We start from the raw sequence: 20,381 nt of genomic DNA on the forward strand, positions 1-20,381 counted from the left end.
CAAGGGTTCTGCTCCGTCAGAACCCTTTTTTATTACCTTTTCTACATCTAACGCCGAAAATCAACCTTCTCTTCCTGCGCCAGATACAGCGTTGTTTCCGCAGGTTGGGTGGCAGCAATAACCACACCGTTACGGATCGAATAACGCACCGGCGTCTGGCGGCGTACGGCATCAAATCCGTTTTCCGCTGGCAGGATCACCAGATTGGCACTGTTACCTGCACTCAAACCGTAATCTTCCAGGTGCAGAGTGCGGGCACTGTGGGTAGTGATCAGATTCAATCCGTCATTAATTTGCCCGTAGCCCATCAACTGGCAAACGTGTAACCCCATATGCAGCACCTGCAACATATTGGCGGTGCCCAGTGGATACCAGGGATCAAACACATCGTCGTGACCGAAACAGACATTAATACCCGCCTCCAGCATCTCTTTCACCCGGGTGATGCCCCGCCGTTTGGGGTAAGTATCAAAGCGCCCTTGCAGGTGAATATTCACCAGCGGATTGGCCACAAAGTTGATACCGGACATTTTCAACAGGCGGAATAGCCTTGAGGTATAGGCACCATTGTAAGAATGCATGGCCGTAGTATGACTGGCGGTGACCTTATCGCCCATCGAGTGTGCCAGTGCCAACGCAGCCACGGTTTCGACAAAGCGGGATTGCTCATCGTCAATCTCATCACAGTGCACGTCGACCAAACGATCATATTTCTGTGCCAGCGCAAAGGCCTTATGCAGCGACTCCACGCCGTATTCACGGGTAAATTCAAAATGTGGTATTGCACCAACTACATCCGCCCCAAGCCGTAAGGCTTCCTCTAACAACGCTTCGCCATTGGGGTATGACAAAATCCCTTCCTGCGGGAACGCCACGATCTGCAACGTGACCCAAGGTGCCACCTCTTGCTTGACCTCCAGCATGGCACGCAATGCGGTCAGCGTAGGGTCGGAGACATCAACATGGGTACGCACATACTGGATACCATTGGCAATTTGCCATTTCAGCGTCTGCCAGGCACGTTGTTTGACGTCTTCATGGGTGAGTTGTGCCTTGCGCTCGGCCCAACGTTCGATACCTTCAAACAGCGTGCCTGATTGATTCCAGGCCGGTTGCCCTGCCGTTTGCGTAGTATCCAGATGGATATGCGGCTCAACAAAGGCAGGCAGCGCCAGCCCACCTTGTGCATCCAGAGCATCGCTGCGCTGCACCAGTCCTTCCGGTTGGGGAATGATGTGCGCAATACGCCCCTGCTCGACCGCCAACTGCCATAATCCTTCACGCCCGCTCAGACGCAGATTGTAGATAAACTTCACTGGATTATTCGCCACTTTTCACCTCTGCTTAACCTGCCATGGCCTTAATCATACAGGCTGACAAAGTAACCTGCCGCGTCGCTAATCCCAGATGGGTATTCTTCTCATCAACTGTCTCGATTCAGCTAAAGTTGAATGAAAACCGCAGCTTATAAAATATCGATAAAAATCACACACATACCACCTTAGAGGTATATAGAGACTCGTTTGATTTGTATCAATAAATTGCCGTCAGGGTGGCATAAGGTACGCTCAGGAAATCAGAATTTTGAGGCAAAAATGCGCAGGATCCAACTCGCTGTCATCGGTAACGGCATGGTCGGCCACCGTTTTATCGAAGATCTGCTGGAAAAGGCAGACAAGGACCAGTTTGATATCACTATTTTTTGTGAGGAGCCGCGCATCGCTTACGATCGCGTCCATCTCTCCTCCTATTTCTCGCACCACACGGCGGAAGAGCTTTCACTGGTCCGTGAAGGCTTTTACCAAAAGCACGGCGTCAAAGTGCTGATCGGTGAACGTGCAATCACCATTAACCGGGCGGAAAAAGTCATCCACTCCAATACTGGCCGCACGGTGTATTACGACAAACTGATCATGGCCACCGGCTCTTACCCGTGGATCCCACCGATCAAAGGGGCAGAGAGTCAGGACTGCTTCGTGTATCGCACCATTGAAGATCTCAACGCCATCGAATCCTGTGCTCGCCGTAGCAAGCGTGGTGCGGTGGTCGGTGGTGGCCTACTCGGTCTGGAAGCGGCAGGGGCGCTGAAAAGCCTGGGCGTTGAAACCCACGTGATCGAATTCGCCCCTGTGCTAATGGCAGAGCAGCTCGATCCCATGGGCGGCGATCAGTTACGGCGCAAGATCGAACGCATGGGCGTTAAAGTTCACACCGGAAAGAACACCACAGAGATCGTCAACGGTGGCAAAGCCGCGCGCAAAACCATGCACTTTGCCGATGACAGTGCGTTGGAAGTCGATTTTATCGTGTTCTCCACCGGCATTCGGCCACAAGATAAACTGGCTCGCCAATGCGGGTTGGAAACGGCACCGCGCGGGGGTATTGCGATAAATGACTGCTGCCAGACTTCAGATCCTGATGTTTACGCCATCGGTGAATGTGCCTCTTGGCAGCAACGTACCTTTGGTTTGGTAGCACCTGGCTACAAGATGGCTCAGGTCGCCGCTGACCACCTGCTAAGCCGGGAAAACAGCTTCCAGGGCGCAGACATGAGCGCCAAACTGAAGCTGCTAGGTGTCGACGTGGGCGGAATTGGTGATGCCCACGCACGTACCGAGGGTGCTCGCAGCTACGTCTATCTGGACGAAAGTAAAGAAGTCTATAAGCGTATCGTGGTCAGTGCGGACAATAAAACCCTGCTCGGTGCGGTGTTGGTTGGTGATACCAGTGACTATGGCAATCTGCTGCAACTGGCGCTGAACAACATCGAATTACCGGAAAACCCGGATAGCCTGATCCTGCCAGCTCACGCAGGCAGTAAACCCACCATCGGTGTGGACTCACTACCGGAAACGGCGCAAATCTGTTCCTGCTTTGACGTCAGCAAAGGCGATATTATCAAAGCCGTTAATATGGGCTGCCACACCGTAGCGGCCATCAAATCCGCCACCAAAGCCGGTACAGGCTGCGGTGGCTGTGTTCCGCTGATCACCCAGGTACTGAATGCCGAATTGAGCAAACAGGGCATCGAAGTCAACAATCACCTGTGCGAGCACTTCACCTATTCGCGCCAGGAGTTGTACCACCTGATCCGCGTTGAAGGCATCAAAACCTTTGAAACGCTGCTGGCGAAATACGGTAAAGGTTACGGCTGTGAAGTCTGTAAGCCTACCGTTGGCTCGCTGCTGGCTTCCTGTTGGAATGAATATGTGCTCAAACCGCAGCACACACCGTTGCAGGATACCAACGACAACTTCCTGGGTAACATCCAGAAAGACGGAACCTACTCGGTTATCCCACGTTCTGCCGGGGGGGAAATCACCCCAGACGGCCTGCTGGCCATCGGTCAGATTGCCAGGGAGTATAACCTCTATACCAAGATAACCGGCTCACAGCGTATCGGCATGTTCGGCGCACAGAAAGACGATTTACCAGCCATCTGGGCCAAGCTGATCGCCGCCGGTTTCGAAACCGGCCATGCCTATGCCAAAGCCCTACGCATGGCGAAGACCTGTGTAGGAAGCACCTGGTGCCGTTTTGGTGTCGGTGACAGCGTGGGTTTCGGGGTGCAACTGGAACACCGCTACAAGGGGATCCGCACCCCGCATAAAATGAAGTTTGGCGTCTCGGGTTGTACCCGCGAATGTGCCGAAGCGCAGGGAAAAGACGTCGGTATTATTGCTACCGAGAATGGCTGGAACCTGTATGTTTGCGGGAACGGCGGGATGAAACCGCGTCATGCGGACCTGCTGGCTGCCGATCTCGACAATGCTACGCTGATGCGCTATCTCGACCGCTTTATGATGTTCTATATCCGTACCGGCGACAAATTGCAGCGTACCTCCGTCTGGTTGGAAAGCCTGGAAGGTGGTATCGATTATCTGCGCAGCGTAATTGTCGACGACAAGTTGGGCATCAACGCACAGTTGGAAGCAGAAATCGCTCGCCTGCGCGAGGCGGTGATCTGTGAATGGAAAGAAACGGTTGAGCATCCTGAATCACAGGTACGCTTCGCTCACTTCATTAACAGCCCTCAGCGCGATCCTAACGTTCAGGTCGTTGCCGAACGTGAGCAACATCGCCCGGCGCGCCCGGGTGAACGCATTGCCGTTACTTTGCTTGAGACCGAGGAGAACAACGCATGAGCCAGTGGATCACCGTTTGCCCAATCGCAGATATTCTGCCAGGCACCGGGGTATGTGCGCTGATCGGCAACCAACAAGTGGCGATATTCCGCCCCTATACCGATGAGCAACTATTTGCCCTCGACAATATCGATCCGTTCGCGCAGGCCAGTGTGCTCTCACGCGGCCTGATTGCCGAACATCAGGGTGAACTGTGGGTCGCCAGCCCACTGAAGAAACAGCATTTCCGCCTGCATGACGGTTTCTGTCTGGAAGATGAAAGCCGTTCGATTGCGCGTTTTGCCTGCCGGGTAACCGACGGCATGGTACAAGTGGCAGCCAATACTTAAAGGTCAGCCACTGACAAGGAAAAGAGGCTTACCTTAACGCTTATTGCATTTAATTTATTAATTTTCTGGGAAATTTATGTTCACCGATACCATCAACAAATGTGCCGCCAATGCGGCACGCATCGTCAAACTAGCCAAAGAGAGTCCGCTCGGATTCTGGATCGGTTCCGCAATGGCTGGGGCTTATGTCGGTCTTGGCATCATCCTGATTTTTACTCTTGGCAATCTGGTCGATCCTTCAATACGCCCATTGGTTATGGGGGCCACTTTCGGCATCGCGCTGACGTTAGTCATCATTGCCGGTTCAGAATTGTTCACCGGCCATACCATGTTCCTGATGCTGGGCGTGAAGGCGGGTACTATCAAGCAAAGCCAGATGTGGGCAGTGTTGCCGCAAACCTGGCTAGGTAATCTGGTAGGGTCGGTTTTGGTTGCCTTGATGTACTATTACGGCGGTGGGAGTCTGCTTCCGGTGGATACCAGCCTGGTGCATACCGTAGCGTTGGCGAAAACCACCGCTACGGCTGAAGTACTGTTCTTCAAGGGGGTGCTGTGTAACTGGCTGGTTTGTCTGGCAATCTGGATGGCATTACGTGTGGAAGGTGCTGCCAAATTTATTGCTATCTGGTGGTGTCTGCTGGCATTTATCGCTTCCGGTTACGAGCACTCTATCGCCAACATGACGCTGTTTGCCCTATCCTGGTTCGGTCACCATAGCGAAGCCTATACCCTTAGCGGCATTGGCCATAACCTGCTCTGGGTGACATTGGGTAACATGCTGTCTGGCTCGGTGTTAATGGGTCTTGGCTACTGGTATGCCACGCCACGCGCGCAACGGCCACAGGTCGAGAAAACCGCAATGCGTCAAGTCGCATAGTCAATTTGGGGCGGAGCATCGCCACTACTAGGCTGTGTCCCTTAACTGTACGCGAGCGCCGCTGGCGGCACCACGGACAGTTAAGGGATACAGCCTAAGGATTTTCGATGGATTACTTACCGATTTTCTGCCAACTACAACGCAAAGCCTGCCTATTAGTCGGTGGTGGTGAAGTCGCCGAGCGTAAAGCCCGCCTTCTGCTGGATGCCGGTGCGTGCTTAACCGTCAATGCCCTGCAATTCAATAACCAATTTCACGTGTGGGCCGAACTTGGGCAACTAACGCTGGTGGAAGGGGCATTTTATGCCGACTTACTGGCAGAGAAATGGTTGGTCATTGCCGCCACCGACAGCGCGGAAGTGAACGCATTGGTCTATCAATCGGCCAATCAGCAGCGGGTGTTCTGCAACGTAGTCGATGACCCTAAGCGTGCCAGTTTTATCATGCCTTCGATCATCGATCGCTCCCCGATAATGGTTGCCGTCTCTTCTGGCGGCAAAGCACCCGTTCTGGCGCGCCTGCTGCGGGAAAAGCTGGAAGCAATCCTGCCACAGCACCTTGGCAAACTGGCGAATTTGGCAGGCTCTTTGCGCCAAAGAGTGAAGCAACAGTTTGCCAGCATCGGCGCTCGCCGTCGGTTCTGGGAAAAACTGCTCGCGCACGACAGGCTGGCGCAGTCCTTGGCCAACGAGGATACCGAGCTGGCTACGCAGCAAGTGGAACAGCTGTTTGCCGAACGGCAAGAAGAACAGGGTGAAGTGGTTCTGGTGGGTGCAGGCCCCGGCGATGCTGGGTTATTAACCTTAAAAGGCCTGCAGCAGATCCAGCAGGCCGACGTGGTGGTCTACGATCGTCTGGTTTCTGACGGGATCATGGCCTTGGTACGCCGCGACGCAGAGCGCATCTTTGTTGGCAAACGCGCCGGATACCACTGCGTGCCGCAGGAACAAATCAATCAGATCCTGCTGGAGCAGGCTCAGCGTGGCTTGCGTGTCGTCAGGCTGAAAGGGGGAGATCCCTTTATATTTGGCCGTGGGGGGGAAGAGTTAGAGACATTGGCCGAAGCAGGCATTCCCTTTTCCGTCGTACCTGGGATCACTGCGGCATCAGGCTGCTCAGCCTACAGCGGTATCCCCCTCACCCACCGCGATCATGCCCAAAGCGTGCGGTTGGTTACCGGCCATGCCAAAACCGACGGTGAACTGGACTGGGCACGGCTTGCCGCAGAGCATCAGACGCTGGTGTTCTATATGGGGCTAAACCAGGCAGCAGTGATCCAACAGCAACTGATAACACATGGTATGGCGGCTTCCATGCCTATTGCCCTGATCGAGAATGGCACTTCGACTCGCCAACGCGTGATTGAAGGCGAACTGGCTCAGTTGGGCACGTTAGCAGCACAGGTCACCAGCCCTAGCCTGATCGTCGTTGGCAGCGTCGTTAGCCTGCGCAGTAAACTGAACTGGTTTGCCAGCAGAGATATCCCGCCAAACCTCAGCAAAATGGCGTAAAAAAAGCGGCGCTTTGGCCGCTTCAGACTGCTGACAAACCCCGTTATTAGGGAGAGCGTGCCGATGGGGTCGTAACGGCGTAAGCCGTCGGATCGCCCCTCGGTCCGCTAGGCCCGGGTATCTCGGGTCAGAAGGCGACTTTGTCATCAACCTCAAGCGGCGCTTTGGCCGCTTTCTCTTTCGACACCCTCAGTTACGGATGCGGTACAAAGCCGATGGCTTGATACACTTTCGCCAGCGTTTCCTGTGCGCGGACTCGGGCCTTGGCAGCTCCATCACGCATGATCTGCTGCAGTAAGTCCTCATCGCTGCGGTAGCGATGATATCGTTCCTGCAACTCACTCAGCATACCGGAAACGGCTTCGGCAACGGCCCCCTTCAGGTGACCATACATCTGGCCTTCAAACTCGGTTTCCAACTGTGAAACGCTCTTGCCAGTGACGCCGGAGAGAATATCCAACAGGTTGGAAACGCCCGGTTTGTTTGCCACGTCGTAGCGAATCACAGGGGGATCCTGCGAATCGGTCATGGCGCGTTTGATTTTCTTGGTGACTTCTTTCGGGTCTTCCAACAGGCCAATCACATTGTTGCGATTATCATCCGACTTGGACATCTTCTTGGTCGGTTCCTGCAGCGACATCACGCGCGCGCCAGCTTTGGGAATAAACGGCTCTGGCAGTTTGAACACGTCACCATACAGCGCGTTAAAACGCTGGCCAACATCACGAGTCAGTTCCAGATGCTGTTTCTGATCCTCGCCTACTGGCACCTGGTTGGTCTGATACAGCAAGATATCTGCCGCCATCAATACCGGGTAACCGAACAAACCTGCGTTGATGTTTTCAGCATAACGCGCCGATTTATCCTTGAACTGGGTCATGCGGTTCAATTCACCAAAATAGGTATAGCAGTTGAGCGCCCAGCTCAGTTGCGTATGCTCTGGCACATGAGATTGCACGAAGATGGTGCTTTTTTGCGGGTCGATACCACAGGCCAGATACAGTGCCAGCGTATCCAGCGTGGCTTTGCGCAGTTTTTCTGCATCCTGGCGCGCGGTGATGGCGTGCAGATCAACGATGCAGTAGATGCAGTCATAGTCGTCCTGCATGTGAACCCATTGACGCAGTGCACCCATGTAGTTGCCAATGGTCAATTCACCAGACGGCTGCGCGCCGCTAAATACGATGGGTTTACTCATGTTTAAATTTCCTGATCTTCTATAGATGACAGCCCAAGAGCGGGCAACAGATCGGCAAAACGCTCCAACACGCGCTCGGGACAGCTCAAGGCGATCGCTTCACCGTAGTTATATCCGTAAGTCAGACCAACGCTTGGGCAACCTGCCGCCTGCGCCGCCTGAATATCGTTACGTGAATCGCCGACAAACAGCACCTCATTGGCTCGCAGCCCGAGTTTGCCAAACACCAAATACAACGGAGCAGGATGTGGTTTTTTTTCTACCACATCGTCACCGCCGATAATCAGTGAGAAATAATCGATAATTCCGAGTGCCGTCAGCAGCGGGGCGACAAAGGGTGTCGGTTTATTGGTCACCAGCGCCATTGGAAAGCCACTTGCTGCCAGGCAGGCTAGGGTTTCCTTCACCTGCGGAAACAAACGGCTACCGCTATCAACAGTTTGCGCATAGAAGTGGTCAAAGCGCTGGCGCATTTGCTGGCAGTGCTCTGTTGTGGCATCCACTTCTGCCCAACGTAACGCACGTTGAACCAGCACATCGGCACCGTTGCCAATCCAGGTGCCGACAAGGGCCTTACCTGCCTGCGGTAGCCCCATTTCAGCCAAAGCCAGATCGATAGCTGCAGCCAGGCCAGGGGCGCTGTCTACCAGTGTGCCGTCGAGATCAAAGGCCAGGCCACGGATAGCGCTGAAATCAGCCATGGCTCACCTTGGCCAATTCACTACGCATTTCATCGATGACGGCACGGTAATCCGGCTTGCTGAAAATGGCTGAACCCGCAACGAACATGTCCGCTCCGGCCGCCGCAATCTCGGCAATATTGTCCGCTTTCACGCCACCATCGACTTCCAGACGAATATCGCGCCCACTGTCATCGATCAGCTTACGTACCTGACGCAACTTATCTAAGGTGCCGGGGATAAACGACTGCCCACCAAAACCAGGGTTAACCGACATCAGCAAGATCACGTCGACTTTGTCCATAACGTAATCAAGATAGCTCAGCGGTGTCGCAGGGTTAAATACCAGCCCCGCCTTACAACCGTGTTCTTTGATCAGTTGCAGGGTACGGTCAACGTGTTCGGAGGCTTCGGGATGAAAAGAGATATAGCTTGCTCCGGCTTTGGCAAAGTCGGGAACAATACGGTCAACCGGTTTCACCATCAGGTGAACGTCGATGGGTGCGGTAATGCCGTAATTTCGCAAGGCCTCGCATACCATCGGCCCAATCGTCAGATTAGGCACGTAATGGTTGTCCATCACGTCAAAATGCACTATGTCAGCACCTGCGGCCAACACCTTGGCGGTGTCTTCACCCAGGCGGGCAAAATCAGCTGACAGAATGGACGGGGCAATCAAAAACTTTTTCATCCGCTTCTCCAAACGTAGGGTTAGAGTTATTAGCTATACAGTGCCAAAAGTTCGTTTACTTTGCTGCGCCCCAGAATGTTACTACTGATAGTGCGGCGAGCTTTCACCACATGCAGCGAAGCATGTTGATACCAGTCACGCGTCAGTTCGGTATCATGGTTGGATATCAATACCGGTACCTGGCTTTCCACCGACAGTTGATGCGCAATGAGTGCCAGCCCTTGCTGATCGGCCAGACTGAAGCTGTTGGTGTGGTAAGCGGTAAAGTTAGCCGTTGCCGAAAGTGGCGCATAGGGTGGATCGCAATAGACCACCGTACCTCGCGTTGCCTTCACCATGGTATCGCGGTAATGCTCACAGACAAAAGTGGCCTTGCGCGATTTTTCAGCAAACCAGTACAGTTCATCTTCGGGAAAGTAAGGTTTTTTATAACGTCCGAACGGGACATTGAACGCACCGCTCAGATTATAACGACATAGGCCGTTGTAGCAGTGACGGTTCAGATACAAGAATAACAACGCACGCCGATAAGCATCGGTACTCTTGTTAAACTCTTCTCGCAGCAGGTAAAACTGGTCTGAATTATTGTATTCATTGGTAAAAAGCAAGCTGGCATCGCGCACGAAGTCATCCGTGCGCAGCTTAACGATGTTATACAGGTTGATAAGATCGCTGTTGATGTCGGCGAGAATATAGGCGTCGTATTCTGTATTCAGGAATACCGAACCGGCCCCCACAAAGGGCTCTATTAAACAGTCACCCGCTGGCAAATGACGACGGATCTCATCTATCAGCGGGTACTTTCCACCAGCCCATTTTAAAAAAGCGCGGTTTTTCTTCATGCCGTCAGTTAGCTACTTATACAATTCAGAGCGGCGGATTGTACTCTGTTTCAGACAGCACATCAGCGCACAAAATTAAATGATTTATTTTTTAAGGTCTTGCTGTACTTGATGTACAGGACGGACCCATGGTTTTTTCGCCTGAACATCTGCCGGTAACGAAGCGATTGCGCGTTTGGCTTCCGCCGATGAGGCATAGTTACCGCTCACTAACACGAACCACGGCTTGCCGTCACGCTTGGTCTCATACACCATAAAATGCTGCAGGTTCTGCTGCTTGGCGAAGGCATTCAACGTATCGGAGCGCGAAGCGCCGCTCAATTGTAACGTGAAGTGGTTGCCCGGTGCCGACTTGATTGAACTGTTGCTCCCAGCCACCACACCACTTTTGCCAGAAGACGGTGGGGTATAAACCGTGGTAGCGGAAGGTGAAGGCTTGGATGATGCAACTGGTGGTGTTGCGGTTTTTGCGGGCGTTTTATGCTGCTGAACCGTTGCGGGTGGATTATTGTGCACCGGACGCGTGGCTTCTTTGGCCCCCGTATTTGCCACTCGCGCAGCTTCTTTGGCTGCAGCACCACTCATCAGCGTAGCCGGAGCGGTGGGCAAACCAGACACGGGATTGTTCAAACTTTGCGTGGCAGTATCAACCTGATCCTGTTGAGACGAAAGAGCATCTGCCATATTGCCTGGCAAATCGACACGCTGCTGAGCACCGCCTTGCGGTGGTTGCGGAGGTGCTTCGGTAGGCGTACTGGAAATTGGCGGAACGCTGATATTCTGAGGTTGCTGTGATTGAGAACCGCTAACACCGCTGTTGTCGTTGGTATCAGTAGTACCACCTGCCACACCACCGTTACTGGCGGTCAACGACGAGGAACCCGAAAGGTTAATATCGCGGCTCACACCTTGTTGTGCGGCTTCATGCTTGGTAGGTGCCTTTAATGCCGAACCGATGCCGAGAATCAGTACCAACAGAACCAGAATACCAACGCCAATCATCATATGCTGACGCGATAGGGCAAAACGTGGCCCAGCAGATGACCGACGCGAACGCGAAGGACGGCGGTCGGTGGTATCGGGCCTGAGATCGTCTTCTGGTTTAAACTCATCCATATGAAACCCCTCCAACTAGAGGCAAAAGCTCACCACCCGTTATCCGGAATGGTTAGAGACTATTAACACGATGATGGCAAAGCGACGCCTATCTTAGATAGCTCTCCCATTTAGGGCTATGGGATAGGCTCTTACTCTGCACATTGAGCAACATATACTCTAAATAATTCGAGTTGCATGTAGGCAGCAAGTCCGAGAGTCATCAGGAGCATAGCCTACTGTGTGACCGGTGCGAGCGAAAGCAGCCAGCACCCATGCAGCTTGAATAATGACGAGTATAGATACTAACAGCAGCCAAGCCACTGTTATACCCTTATTACTTGAAGTTACAGTGGGGTATGCTGCATTCCAGACTACCAAAGTAGCTTGGCTATAGACTTAGGCCCGCGATGGCGGCAGGCAATCTGCTATGGAAGCCAGCACGATTTCATGGGCAACGCCGCCACGAACCTCAGCCTCGCCTATTGCCTTTGGCAATACTAAACGCAGTTCCCCTGCCAATACCTTTTTGTCACGCATCATATGGGGCAAATAAGCTTCAGGTGCCATTTCCTGCGGGCCGCAAACTGGCAAACCGGCGCGTAGCAACAGAGCTTTAACCCGTTCGATATCAGCAGCAGTAAATTGCCCCAGCCGATGTGCCGTTTGTGCTGCCATTACCATACCAGCGGCAACCGCTTCACCATGTAGCCAGACGCCGTAGCCCATTTCAGCTTCGATAGCATGCCCGTAGGTATGCCCCAGGTTGAGTAACGCACGCTGACCATTTTCGCGTTCGTCTGCGGCGACCACCTCAGCCTTCAACTCGCAACAACGACGGATGCAGTACGCCAGTGCCCCCATGTCCAGAGCAACTAGCGCATCAATATTATTTTCCAGCCAAATAAAGAAATCACGGTCGAGAATAATCCCGTATTTGATAACTTCAGCCAGACCAGAAGAGAGTTCACGCGCCGGTAAAGTACGCAAGCAATCGAGATCAACTACCACTGAAGCTGGTTGGTAGAAAGCGCCGATCATGTTTTTACCGAGCGGATGATTGACAGCGGTCTTGCCGCCGACGGAAGAGTCCACCTGCGAAAGCAACGTAGTAGGGACCTGAATGAAACGTACACCACGTTGATAGCACGCCGCGGCAAAACCGGTCAGATCGCCCACCACACCACCGCCGAGGGCAATGAGTGTGGTGTCGCGACCGTGTGGTTTTTCCAGCAGCGCCGAGAATACCTGCTCAAGCACGGCAAGGGATTTGTACTGCTCGCCATCAGGTAATATCACCTGATCAACCACCACACCACTCTTTTCAAGCACCTTCCTGATACGTTCCAGGTACAACGGTGCCAGAGTCTGGTTGGTGACCAGCATAACCTGCTCACCCGCCGTTAGCGGCATAAAAGAAGCCGGATCGTTAAACAATCCGGCAGCAATGGTTATCGGGTAGCTACGCTCCCCAAGCGTTACGGTAATTCTCTCCATGTCGCGCTAAGTTCTCGTGTGGTTTTTCCCTGCCAAATGCAGGGAACACAATCAGAATTTCCGCGTTTGCCCGAGGCCAACACGGAAACCGCTATACTCAGAAGAATTCGAGTTGCATGAAGGCAGTAACTCCAAGATCCCTTGGCTATATCGATGACTCAATAACCGAGGCTACTGAGCACTGCCTGCTCACATGCCATGCGAAGTATGAAGAGTATTTCAGTTACTTTCCAGCATATTGATTATCTGGTTGGCAACCACTTTAGCGCTTTGATCGTCCGTGCGGATGGTGACATCTGCGATTTCTTCATACAACGGATTACGTTCTCTAGCCAGCGCTTCCAGCACCTCGCGTGGAGGAGAATCAACCTGCAACAACGGACGTTTTTTGTCACGCTGGGTACGGGCCAGTTGCTTCTCGATGGTGGTTTCCAAATAGACCACGACACCGCGCGCCGACAGGCGGTTACGCGTTTCACGCGACTTAACCGAACCACCGCCTGTAGCAAGTACAATTCCTTGCTTTTCCGTCAGCTCATTAATGACTTTTTCTTCGCGATCGCGGAAGCCTTCTTCCCCTTCCACATCGAATACCCAGCCCACGTCAGCTCCGGTACGTCGCTCAATTTCTTGATCGGAGTCGAAAAACTCCATATTGAGTTGCTGAGCTAACTGACGGCCAATAGTGCTTTTGCCGGCACCCATAGGCCCAACCAGAAAGATATTGCGTTTCTCTGCCATGTTTTTCGGTATTACTAAGACAATTCGTTAATGATAACCCGCCCCGCCAATCAAATCAGCAACGGGACCTAAACTGAAACCTCATGAGCGATAGTGCGAGATCAGACGAAAAATTATCTCAACACTCTTGGTAGTTTGGCAACCGAATAAATCGCTATCAACGCCGCAGGAGGGAAACCATACGTTTTTAACGGCGTTTTAACCCTATGGATTCCAAGTTGCAACTAGGCGAGCGTAGCAGACTCCGGAAACTTGACTTCGATAAGTAACCGGGCAAATACGTTAAACCAACAACGCAGCAGCTTGAAAGACGACGGGTAAAGCATTAACAAAAAAACCTCGGAGCTCAATTCGGTAACCCTTGTAAGCTAAATCGGCCGCAGCGTCAAACGTAGATGCCGAGAAGACGAGAAAAAAGTGCATCCGCTTACCAACTTTTAAGCTTTTTAACGCTGTCGTATTTCTGGCTGGACCCTGATGGGCAGGGTGTTTCACTCCACCGGCAAGGGCTCGCATTGCGCGGAGCCATCAGGGTAGTGTCTCTGGAAGTTATCTTTAAAAATGCTGGAATAATCTCGTTTGGAAAACGGCAGGAAATTCAGACTTTGATCAGCGTTGGAGTGATGAAAATCACCAGTTCACGCCGTTTATGCTGCTTACTGCTGTGTTTGAACAAAGAACCCAACAAGGGGACATCCCCTACTCCCGGAACTTTATCTGCCCCATGAGTACTTTGCCGCTGGAATATGCCACCAAGTACGATAGTTTCACCGTTTTTTACCGTCACCTGGGTTTTAATTTCCTGCTTGTCGATCGCCAGAGCCTCTCCTGCCCCCTGTTTTATCGAGCGCCCAGGCATGTTCTGGCTTATCTGCAGCGTTAGCGTGATACGCCCATTGGGTAATATCTTTGGCGTCACCTCCATACCCAGCACCGCCTCCTTGAACTCCACCGATGTGGCACCACTGGCACCGCTCGAAACCTCGTAAGGGATTTCCGTGCCCTGCTTGATGCTGGCAGTTTGTTGGTGTGCCGTGAGGAGCCTTGGGCTGGCAATGATTTCCACCTCATTTTCCTGTTCCAGCGCCGACAGTTCCAAATCCAGAATACGCCCACTGATACGGGCAAGGTGAAAACCGGCTGTCACCGGGCTATTTTCTACTGGTAGATCAACGCTGAAATTGTTTATCCGCAGTGCCTTCGCGGGCTGTTCCTCCGCGGCCAACCCCCAGCGAACCCCTAGTTCCCGCAAATTTTCACTGCTGATGGTAACAATATGCGCAGCCAACTGTACCTGCTCCAACGGCGCATCCATCTCGGCTACCCAGGACTTCATTTGAGCAAGAGCCTGAGCCGTATCACGCAATAGCAATGCATTGGTCCGCTTGTCCACCACCACGCTACCGCGCTCGGTCAATAATTTGCCCCGCTGGCTATCCAGGCTTTGTGCTATATCGCTAGCCTCCGCATTTTGTAGCGTGATTGTCAGATTCTCTAGCGGCACCTGTTGCGCCAAAACCTGCTGGCGGCGTTGCTGTTCCTGCTCATCAGGTTCTGGGGAAATCATCATCACGTTACCCTCGATAGTCATGGTCAATTTCCCCATGCGCAGTACAACCGCCAACGCCTGTTGCCAGGGAACGTTATCCAGCCGCAGAGTCAGGTTGCCATCGACACCTTCGCCAGCCACCAGGTTTAACTGCTGATATTCCGCCAAAGCCTGTAAAATCAGGCTGACAGGTGTATCGTGAAATACCAGCGACACCGGTTTATCCTGCTGCACGTTTCCCATCACCGTTAAAGGGAATGCAAGCCAAGCAGCCAAAAACCAGCTCAATCTCTTCATTGCCATCTCCTTATGGTTTATTTCCCAAGGCGAGAACCACACTGCCGCCAAGTGGCGGGCAATCATCGCTGGCCCTCCTGGCACGGAGTTCAATCCTGTCAGGATGGATCCCTGCCACTTGCCAGCTCCCATCCAGCAGCCATTGCTGTGGTAATAGCCCTAGCCATTGCCCTTGCGGTGTCACAACCCACCCCTGACGCAGGTCGGGTGAACCAATGATGCCTCTCAGCAACCAATCTGCAGGCGAAACTGCCGGTATGGTGCAAGGTATTACCTGCGGTGGCTGGAATGGATCGCGATATTGCTCCGCCCAAAGCGAAGCGGAGACAAACAACCAAAACCAACAGATTTTACTCATCGGCGGCATCTCCCGTAGCCAGCAGTGTCAGTTTGGTGATCACGCCTTCTGGCCGCCTCTCGATAGTTATCTGGTCAATCCGTTTGTTTGGTGAAATATTTTCCAGTAAGCGCAGCAAACCCGCGTAATCCACCCGGAATTTAAGCGTTTGTCGTGCTGGCTTATCCTGCTGTTGCCAGCGGAGTAGCTCCCCTCCAGCCTGGGAGAGAATGTGCCCCAGCTCTGCGTGGTCTTCTGGCTGTTGCATGGATTTCTGTTGCAGACTGGACACCAGTACCGCTAACGACGGCAACTGACTTAGCTGCTGTTGGCGCTCTGTAACCTGTAACTGTAGCTGTTGCTGCTGTTGGTTTAATCTTTCCCGTTGCTGCCACTGACCAGATATAAACAGCATATAAGCCAGCAAAATACCTCCTGCCAATACCAGCCATTGAGCAGCCCATAGCTGCCAGCCTGGTCGTTCAAGCCAAGGTATCAGCCAGGCAGGTAAGGGCTTATTCATTCCGCCCCCAGCGAGCAGTCAGAGTGAACTCCAGGCCCCCTTCTTCACGCAGTCTGACTTCCGCCAACCGGCTGTTTTGCAGCACAGGCGATAACGCCAACTGCTGTTCAAATGTGGTAATCGCCGCATAGTGCCCCCCTACGCCTTGCAACGAGATACCCTTGGCGTTCTCTTCCAACTTTGTGAGCCACAGAGTGGCTGGCAGCACGAGCGAGAGTTGCTTTAGCAGGAAGAGATAACGCCGATTATGTTCAAGATTCTCCTGACAACGCGCTTCTTCTGCAGTCACTCGTGCCAGTTCTGACATCGCTTGCTGTACCTCACGCAGACGAGTACTCAGGTCGGTTTGTTGCTGAGTTAACTCTTGCAACACCCGGCGTTGCTGTACCTGCTGATGGCTGAGGTAGAAATAGGTTGAGCCAAGGATCACCGTGGCAATCAGTAACTGGGCGCAGAAGAGTCGCAACCAGAATGCATAGCGCCGCCGCTGTTCTCTGATACGCCAAGGTAAGAGATTTACCCTATACATCACTCGTCCTCACCGCGAAGTGCCAATCCACCAGCCAGAACAAAGGCCCCAGGCAAAGTGGGTAATGGCGGATATAACTGGCTGAAAGCCGTGAATGGCGACCAGGGTATGGCCCCAGTCCCCACGGGCAAAACTTCGTCAATCACACTGCTGTAATAGACGCCTTTGGTTGCCAGAGCTGGGCAGGTAGCACCTATCAGGCTCAATGCCTGGTCAACACCTTCAGCCTCCTTTGCAGGCAGCACACCATAAGAAAACGGCTCAGTGCGCGGTGTGACCCACAGCCACTCATACTCCAACCGGTGCAGCAGCCCAACATCCGCAGCCAGACCTGCAAACCCCGCCATCATGCGTAAAGCACTCGGTGTGATATCAATGACTTCTGGCTGTAGGTTGGCCTGAAGCAGGTACTGTAGCCACTGTTGCAGCTCCTGCTGACGGGCAGCGGTGAGCAGCAACTGGTGTGTATTGGGATGAGCCTGGCGGTAATCCATTACCAGCGTCTGGCTGTCTAGGGGAAACTGTTTTAACCCCTGGGTGGTGATATAAGCGTGACGAACTGGCTCCCGTAAACGGGAGTCCGGTAACGGTAGTATCTGTTGCAAAACGCGTTGCGCAGGCAAAGCAATACGTAAGGAAATATGTCTTGGCAACCGGGCCCGCCACTGCTTAAGTGCAGTAATCAGGATGTCGGATTGCTCTAAATATCCCTCACGCATCACCGGTTCCGGCAACTCCTGTTGCCACCAGTGGCGTAGTTGCCAACCATTACGCCGCCGCTGTGCAGCCAGCGCTCTGACGCAGTGACTCTGTATATCCAGCCCTACCTGCCAAACTTGAGGAAACATGCTTACTACAGCCTCCATACCTTCAAATAACAAAAGAACATATCCATGTTGCAGGCTTGCCTTTATACTACTGCGCGGTTGTTTATAAACTGCCCAACTGGCATGAAATGGGAAATCTCAGGTGAAGTTCGTAAAGTATCTTTTAATCCTTGCAGTGTGTTGCATCTTGCTGGGAGCAGCCTCGATCTTTGGCTTGTACAAATATGTCGAGCCACAGCTGCCCGACGTCGCAACGCTAAAAGACGTACGGCTGCAAATTCCAATGCAGGTTTACAGTGCCGATGGCGAACTGATCGCCCAATACGGTGAGAAACGCCGTATACCTCTTAAACTGGATCAAATCCCGCCGGTGATGGTGCATGCCTTCATCGCAACAGAGGACAGCCGTTTCTATGAGCATCATGGGATCGACCCTGTCGGTATCTTCCGTGCAGCATCGATCGCGCTGGTTTCGGGCCATGCTTCGCAAGGGGCAAGCACCATTACCCAGCAGTTGGCCAGAAACTTCTTTTTAAGCCCGGAACGGACTTTGATGCGGAAACTCAAGGAGGTCTTCCTGGCCATCCGCATTGAACAGATGATGACCAAGGATGAAATTCTTGAGTTGTACCTCAACAAGATTTATCTCGGCTATCGCGCTTACGGTGTAGGTGCCGCTGCACACGTCTATTTTGGTAAAGACGTCAGCGAGCTCAGCCTGAGCCAAATGGCAACGATTGCCGGGTTACCTAAAGCCCCCTCAACGTTCAACCCACTGTATTCCCACGATCGCGCCGTATCGCGCCGCAACGTGGTGCTATCGCGAATGCTGGATGAACACTACATTACCCAGGAGCAATACAATCAGGCTCGTAGTGAGGAGCTGGTTGCCAATTACCATGCACCTGAGATCAGTTTCTCCGCACCGTATCTTTCAGAAATGGTGCGTCAGGAAATGATCAATCGATACGGTGAGAATGCCTATACCGATGGTTATAAGGTCTACACCACCATCACCAAGAAATTGCAATTGGCGGCACAAGAAGCATTACGTAACAACGTGCTTGACTATGATATGCGTCATGGCTATAGAGGCCCGTCGAATGTGCTGTGGAAAGTGGGTGAAGCCGCTTGGGATCAGAAACAGATTGTCGATTCGCTGAAAAACCTGCCCAACTACGGCCCACTGGCAGCGGCGGTGATCATCCAGACGAGCGCAGAACAAGCTACGGCTATGCTGGCAGATGGCAGCAGCATTACACTGCCCATGTCCGGCATGCGTTGGGCACGCCCGTTCAAAACCGATACGCTACAAGGTCCAACGCCGAAGCGTGTCACCGATGTGGTTCAAGCTGGTCAGCAGGTATGGGTACGCAAGGTGAATGAGAACTGGTGGCTGGCACAAGTGCCAGACGTCAACTCGGCCTTGGTTTCTATCGATCCCAACAATGGTGCAGTCAAGGCGCTGGTAGGAGGATTCGATTTCAACCAGAGCAAATTCAACCGCGTTACTCAAGCGTTGCGCCAGGTGGGTTCCAATATCAAACCTTTCCTGTACACCGCAGCGATGGACAAAGGGCTGACACTGGCGACCATCCTCAACGATCTGCCGATCGCCCGCTGGGATGCCGGTGCTGGTACCGATTGGCGCCCCAAAAACTCACCGCCGACTTACGATGGTCCAATCCGCCTGCGCCAAGGGCTTGGGCAATCAAAAAACGTGGTGATGGTTCGCGCCATGCGTGCCATGGGTGTTGACTACGCGGCAGAATATCTGCAACGTTTCGGCTTCCCTGCGCAGAATATCGTACATTCAGAATCTCTGGCCCTGGGGTCAGCTTCTTTTACCCCCATGCAGGTGGTACGGGGTTATGCCGTGCTGGCAAATGGAGGTTATCTGGTTGACCCTTATTTCATTACCAAGATTGAGGACGATACCGGCAAAGCGGTATTTGAAGCCAAACCCAAAGTCGTCTGCGAGAGCTGTAATCTGCCCGTTATTTATGGCGATACCCAGCGTTCGGCCATGCTCTCCGATGATAACGTTGAGAACGTAGCGGTATCGCAGGAAGGTAACAATGCCAATGTGCCAATGCCACAAATTGAGCAGGTTACCCCAGCTCAGGTACAGCAGGATAACGATCAGCTGTATGCCCCGCATGTGATCAGCACTCAGTTGTCCTTCCTGATGCGCGATGCGCTGAATAGCAATATCTTTGGCGAACCCGGTTGGATGGGCACTGGCTGGCGTGCAGGCCGTGACCTCAAGCGCCATGATATCGGCGGTAAAACTGGTACAACCAATAGTTCGAAAGATGCCTGGTTCTCTGGTTATGGTCCGGATACAGTCACTTCGGTGTGGATCGGTTTTGATGACGCTCGCCGCGATCTTGGCAGAGCATCAGCCTCTGGCGCCATAGAGGATCAAATCTCTGGCGGTGAAGGTGGGGCGAAAAGTGCACAGCCAGCCTGGGATAACTTTATGAAAGTGGCGCTCGAAGGGCTCCCAGAGCAGAGAATCACTCCACCACCGGGGATTGTCAGTGTGACCATCGATAAGAGCACGGGTAAATTGTCCAATGGTGGCGGTGGTAGCCGTTCTGAGTATTTCATCGACGGTACTCAACCGACCGATTTCTCAGTACGTGATGCGGGCACCACCCTGACAGATCCCGGTGGCGAAAGTCACGAGCTGTTCTAAAAACGTAAATGG

The 20,381-nt window shown here is 53.0% G+C and carries 18 protein-coding genes; 5 read left to right on the forward strand and 13 right to left on the reverse strand.

Going from position 1 to position 20,381, the window contains the following annotated elements:
- Positions 1-47 precede the first annotated feature (47 nt).
- Positions 48-1,316 carry a cytosine deaminase gene (locus SAQUA_RS22860; protein WP_380676902.1) on the reverse strand — a complete coding sequence of 423 codons (1,269 nt, stop codon included), beginning with the start codon at positions 1,314-1,316 and terminating at the stop codon, positions 48-50.
- Positions 1,317-1,595: 279 nt separating this feature from the next.
- Between SAQUA_RS22860 and nirB the strand changes: the two genes are divergently transcribed.
- The 4 genes from nirB to cysG all read left to right on the forward strand — a co-directional run bounded on the left by nirB (position 1,596) and on the right by cysG (position 6,862).
- On the forward strand, positions 1,596-4,145 hold the full coding sequence (nirB, locus tag SAQUA_RS22865) for a nitrite reductase large subunit NirB (RefSeq protein WP_380676761.1): 2,550 nt from the start codon (positions 1,596-1,598) through the stop codon (positions 4,143-4,145).
- Positions 4,142-4,474: a nitrite reductase small subunit NirD gene (gene nirD / locus SAQUA_RS22870; RefSeq protein ID WP_380676759.1), complete on the forward strand. Its 333-nt coding sequence runs from the start codon at positions 4,142-4,144 to the stop codon at positions 4,472-4,474. The genes nirB and nirD overlap by 4 nt, the downstream gene beginning before the upstream one ends.
- A 76-nt stretch (positions 4,475-4,550) precedes the next feature.
- Entirely contained in the window at positions 4,551-5,351 is an 801-nt protein-coding gene (gene nirC / locus SAQUA_RS22875; protein WP_380676757.1) for a nitrite transporter NirC, read from the forward strand.
- Positions 5,352-5,458: 107 nt separating this feature from the next.
- Entirely contained in the window at positions 5,459-6,862 is a 1,404-nt protein-coding gene (gene cysG, locus SAQUA_RS22880; protein ID WP_380676754.1) for a siroheme synthase CysG, read from the forward strand.
- 193 nt (positions 6,863-7,055) lie between these two features.
- Here cysG and trpS read toward each other — a convergent pair whose 3' ends face one another.
- The 12 genes from trpS to pilM all read right to left on the reverse strand — a co-directional run bounded on the left by trpS (position 7,056) and on the right by pilM (position 17,689).
- Positions 7,056-8,060: a tryptophan--tRNA ligase gene (gene trpS, locus SAQUA_RS22885; RefSeq protein ID WP_380676752.1), complete on the reverse strand. Its 1,005-nt coding sequence runs from the start codon at positions 8,058-8,060 to the stop codon at positions 7,056-7,058.
- A gap of 2 nt (positions 8,061-8,062) precedes the next feature.
- A complete protein-coding gene (locus SAQUA_RS22890) occupies positions 8,063-8,761 on the reverse strand; it encodes a phosphoglycolate phosphatase (RefSeq protein ID WP_380676750.1) in 699 nt (232 codons plus the stop codon).
- The gene (rpe, locus tag SAQUA_RS22895; protein WP_380676748.1) at positions 8,754-9,431 is read right to left on the reverse strand and encodes a ribulose-phosphate 3-epimerase; all 678 of its coding nucleotides are present in this window, start codon (positions 9,429-9,431) and stop codon (positions 8,754-8,756) included. Before rpe ends, SAQUA_RS22890 begins: the two co-directional genes overlap by 8 nt.
- Positions 9,432-9,460: 29 nt before the next feature.
- Positions 9,461-10,273, reverse strand: coding sequence for an adenine-specific DNA-methyltransferase (gene dam / locus SAQUA_RS22900; protein ID WP_380676746.1), 813 nt, complete (start codon positions 10,271-10,273; stop codon positions 9,461-9,463).
- An 84-nt stretch (positions 10,274-10,357) separates the two neighbouring features.
- Positions 10,358-11,389 carry an SPOR domain-containing protein gene (locus tag SAQUA_RS22905; RefSeq protein ID WP_380676744.1) on the reverse strand — a complete coding sequence of 344 codons (1,032 nt, stop codon included), beginning with the start codon at positions 11,387-11,389 and terminating at the stop codon, positions 10,358-10,360.
- Positions 11,390-11,767: 378 nt separating this feature from the next.
- Positions 11,768-12,865 carry a 3-dehydroquinate synthase gene (gene aroB / locus SAQUA_RS22910; RefSeq protein WP_380676742.1) on the reverse strand — a complete coding sequence of 366 codons (1,098 nt, stop codon included), beginning with the start codon at positions 12,863-12,865 and terminating at the stop codon, positions 11,768-11,770.
- 219 nt (positions 12,866-13,084) lie between these two features.
- Complete coding sequence (gene aroK, locus SAQUA_RS22915) at positions 13,085-13,606, reverse strand: shikimate kinase AroK (RefSeq protein ID WP_005271698.1); 522 nt, start codon at positions 13,604-13,606, stop codon at positions 13,085-13,087.
- A gap of 598 nt (positions 13,607-14,204) precedes the next feature.
- The gene (gene hofQ, locus SAQUA_RS22920; protein WP_380676900.1) at positions 14,205-15,398 is read right to left on the reverse strand and encodes a DNA uptake porin HofQ; all 1,194 of its coding nucleotides are present in this window, start codon (positions 15,396-15,398) and stop codon (positions 14,205-14,207) included.
- Positions 15,399-15,462: 64 nt separating this feature from the next.
- Entirely contained in the window at positions 15,463-15,810 is a 348-nt protein-coding gene (locus SAQUA_RS22925) for a hypothetical protein (RefSeq protein WP_380676739.1), read from the reverse strand.
- Entirely contained in the window at positions 15,803-16,312 is a 510-nt protein-coding gene (locus SAQUA_RS22930; RefSeq protein WP_380676737.1) for a hypothetical protein, read from the reverse strand. The genes SAQUA_RS22925 and SAQUA_RS22930 overlap by 8 nt, the downstream gene beginning before the upstream one ends.
- Positions 16,305-16,841, reverse strand: coding sequence for a PilN domain-containing protein (locus SAQUA_RS22935; protein ID WP_380676735.1), 537 nt, complete (start codon positions 16,839-16,841; stop codon positions 16,305-16,307). The genes SAQUA_RS22930 and SAQUA_RS22935 overlap by 8 nt, the downstream gene beginning before the upstream one ends.
- Entirely contained in the window at positions 16,841-17,689 is an 849-nt protein-coding gene (pilM, locus tag SAQUA_RS22940; RefSeq protein WP_380676733.1) for a type IV pilus biogenesis protein PilM, read from the reverse strand. Before pilM ends, SAQUA_RS22935 begins: the two co-directional genes overlap by 1 nt.
- Before the next feature lie 121 nt (positions 17,690-17,810).
- Between pilM and mrcA the strand changes: the two genes are divergently transcribed.
- A complete protein-coding gene (gene mrcA, locus SAQUA_RS22945) occupies positions 17,811-20,369 on the forward strand; it encodes a peptidoglycan glycosyltransferase/peptidoglycan DD-transpeptidase MrcA (protein WP_380676731.1) in 2,559 nt (852 codons plus the stop codon).
- Positions 20,370-20,381 lie beyond the last annotated feature (12 nt).

The organism is Serratia aquatilis (assembly GCF_044865145.1).
GTDB lineage: Bacteria > Pseudomonadota > Gammaproteobacteria > Enterobacterales > Enterobacteriaceae > Chania > Chania aquatilis.

Coding starts and splice junctions, on each gene's coding strand:
- nirB (WP_380676761.1), top strand. CDS start 1,596: ATGCGCAGGATCCAACTCGCTGTCATCGGTAACGGCATGGTCGGCCAC.
- nirD (WP_380676759.1), top strand. CDS start 4,142: ATGAGCCAGTGGATCACCGTTTGCCCAATCGCAGATATTCTGCCAGGC.
- nirC (WP_380676757.1), top strand. CDS start 4,551: ATGTTCACCGATACCATCAACAAATGTGCCGCCAATGCGGCACGCATC.
- cysG (WP_380676754.1), top strand. CDS start 5,459: ATGGATTACTTACCGATTTTCTGCCAACTACAACGCAAAGCCTGCCTA.
- trpS (WP_380676752.1), bottom strand. CDS start 8,060: ATGAGTAAACCCATCGTATTTAGCGGCGCGCAGCCGTCTGGTGAATTG.
- SAQUA_RS22890 (WP_380676750.1), bottom strand. CDS start 8,761: ATGGCTGATTTCAGCGCTATCCGTGGCCTGGCCTTTGATCTCGACGGC.
- rpe (WP_380676748.1), bottom strand. CDS start 9,431: ATGAAAAAGTTTTTGATTGCCCCGTCCATTCTGTCAGCTGATTTTGCC.
- dam (WP_380676746.1), bottom strand. CDS start 10,273: ATGAAGAAAAACCGCGCTTTTTTAAAATGGGCTGGTGGAAAGTACCCG.
- SAQUA_RS22905 (WP_380676744.1), bottom strand. CDS start 11,389: ATGGATGAGTTTAAACCAGAAGACGATCTCAGGCCCGATACCACCGAC.
- aroB (WP_380676742.1), bottom strand. CDS start 12,865: ATGGAGAGAATTACCGTAACGCTTGGGGAGCGTAGCTACCCGATAACC.
- aroK (WP_005271698.1), bottom strand. CDS start 13,606: ATGGCAGAGAAACGCAATATCTTTCTGGTTGGGCCTATGGGTGCCGGC.
- hofQ (WP_380676900.1), bottom strand. CDS start 15,398: ATGGGAAACGTGCAGCAGGATAAACCGGTGTCGCTGGTATTTCACGAT.
- SAQUA_RS22925 (WP_380676739.1), bottom strand. CDS start 15,810: ATGAGTAAAATCTGTTGGTTTTGGTTGTTTGTCTCCGCTTCGCTTTGG.
- SAQUA_RS22930 (WP_380676737.1), bottom strand. CDS start 16,312: ATGAATAAGCCCTTACCTGCCTGGCTGATACCTTGGCTTGAACGACCA.
- SAQUA_RS22935 (WP_380676735.1), bottom strand. CDS start 16,841: ATGTATAGGGTAAATCTCTTACCTTGGCGTATCAGAGAACAGCGGCGG.
- pilM (WP_380676733.1), bottom strand. CDS start 17,689: ATGTTTCCTCAAGTTTGGCAGGTAGGGCTGGATATACAGAGTCACTGC.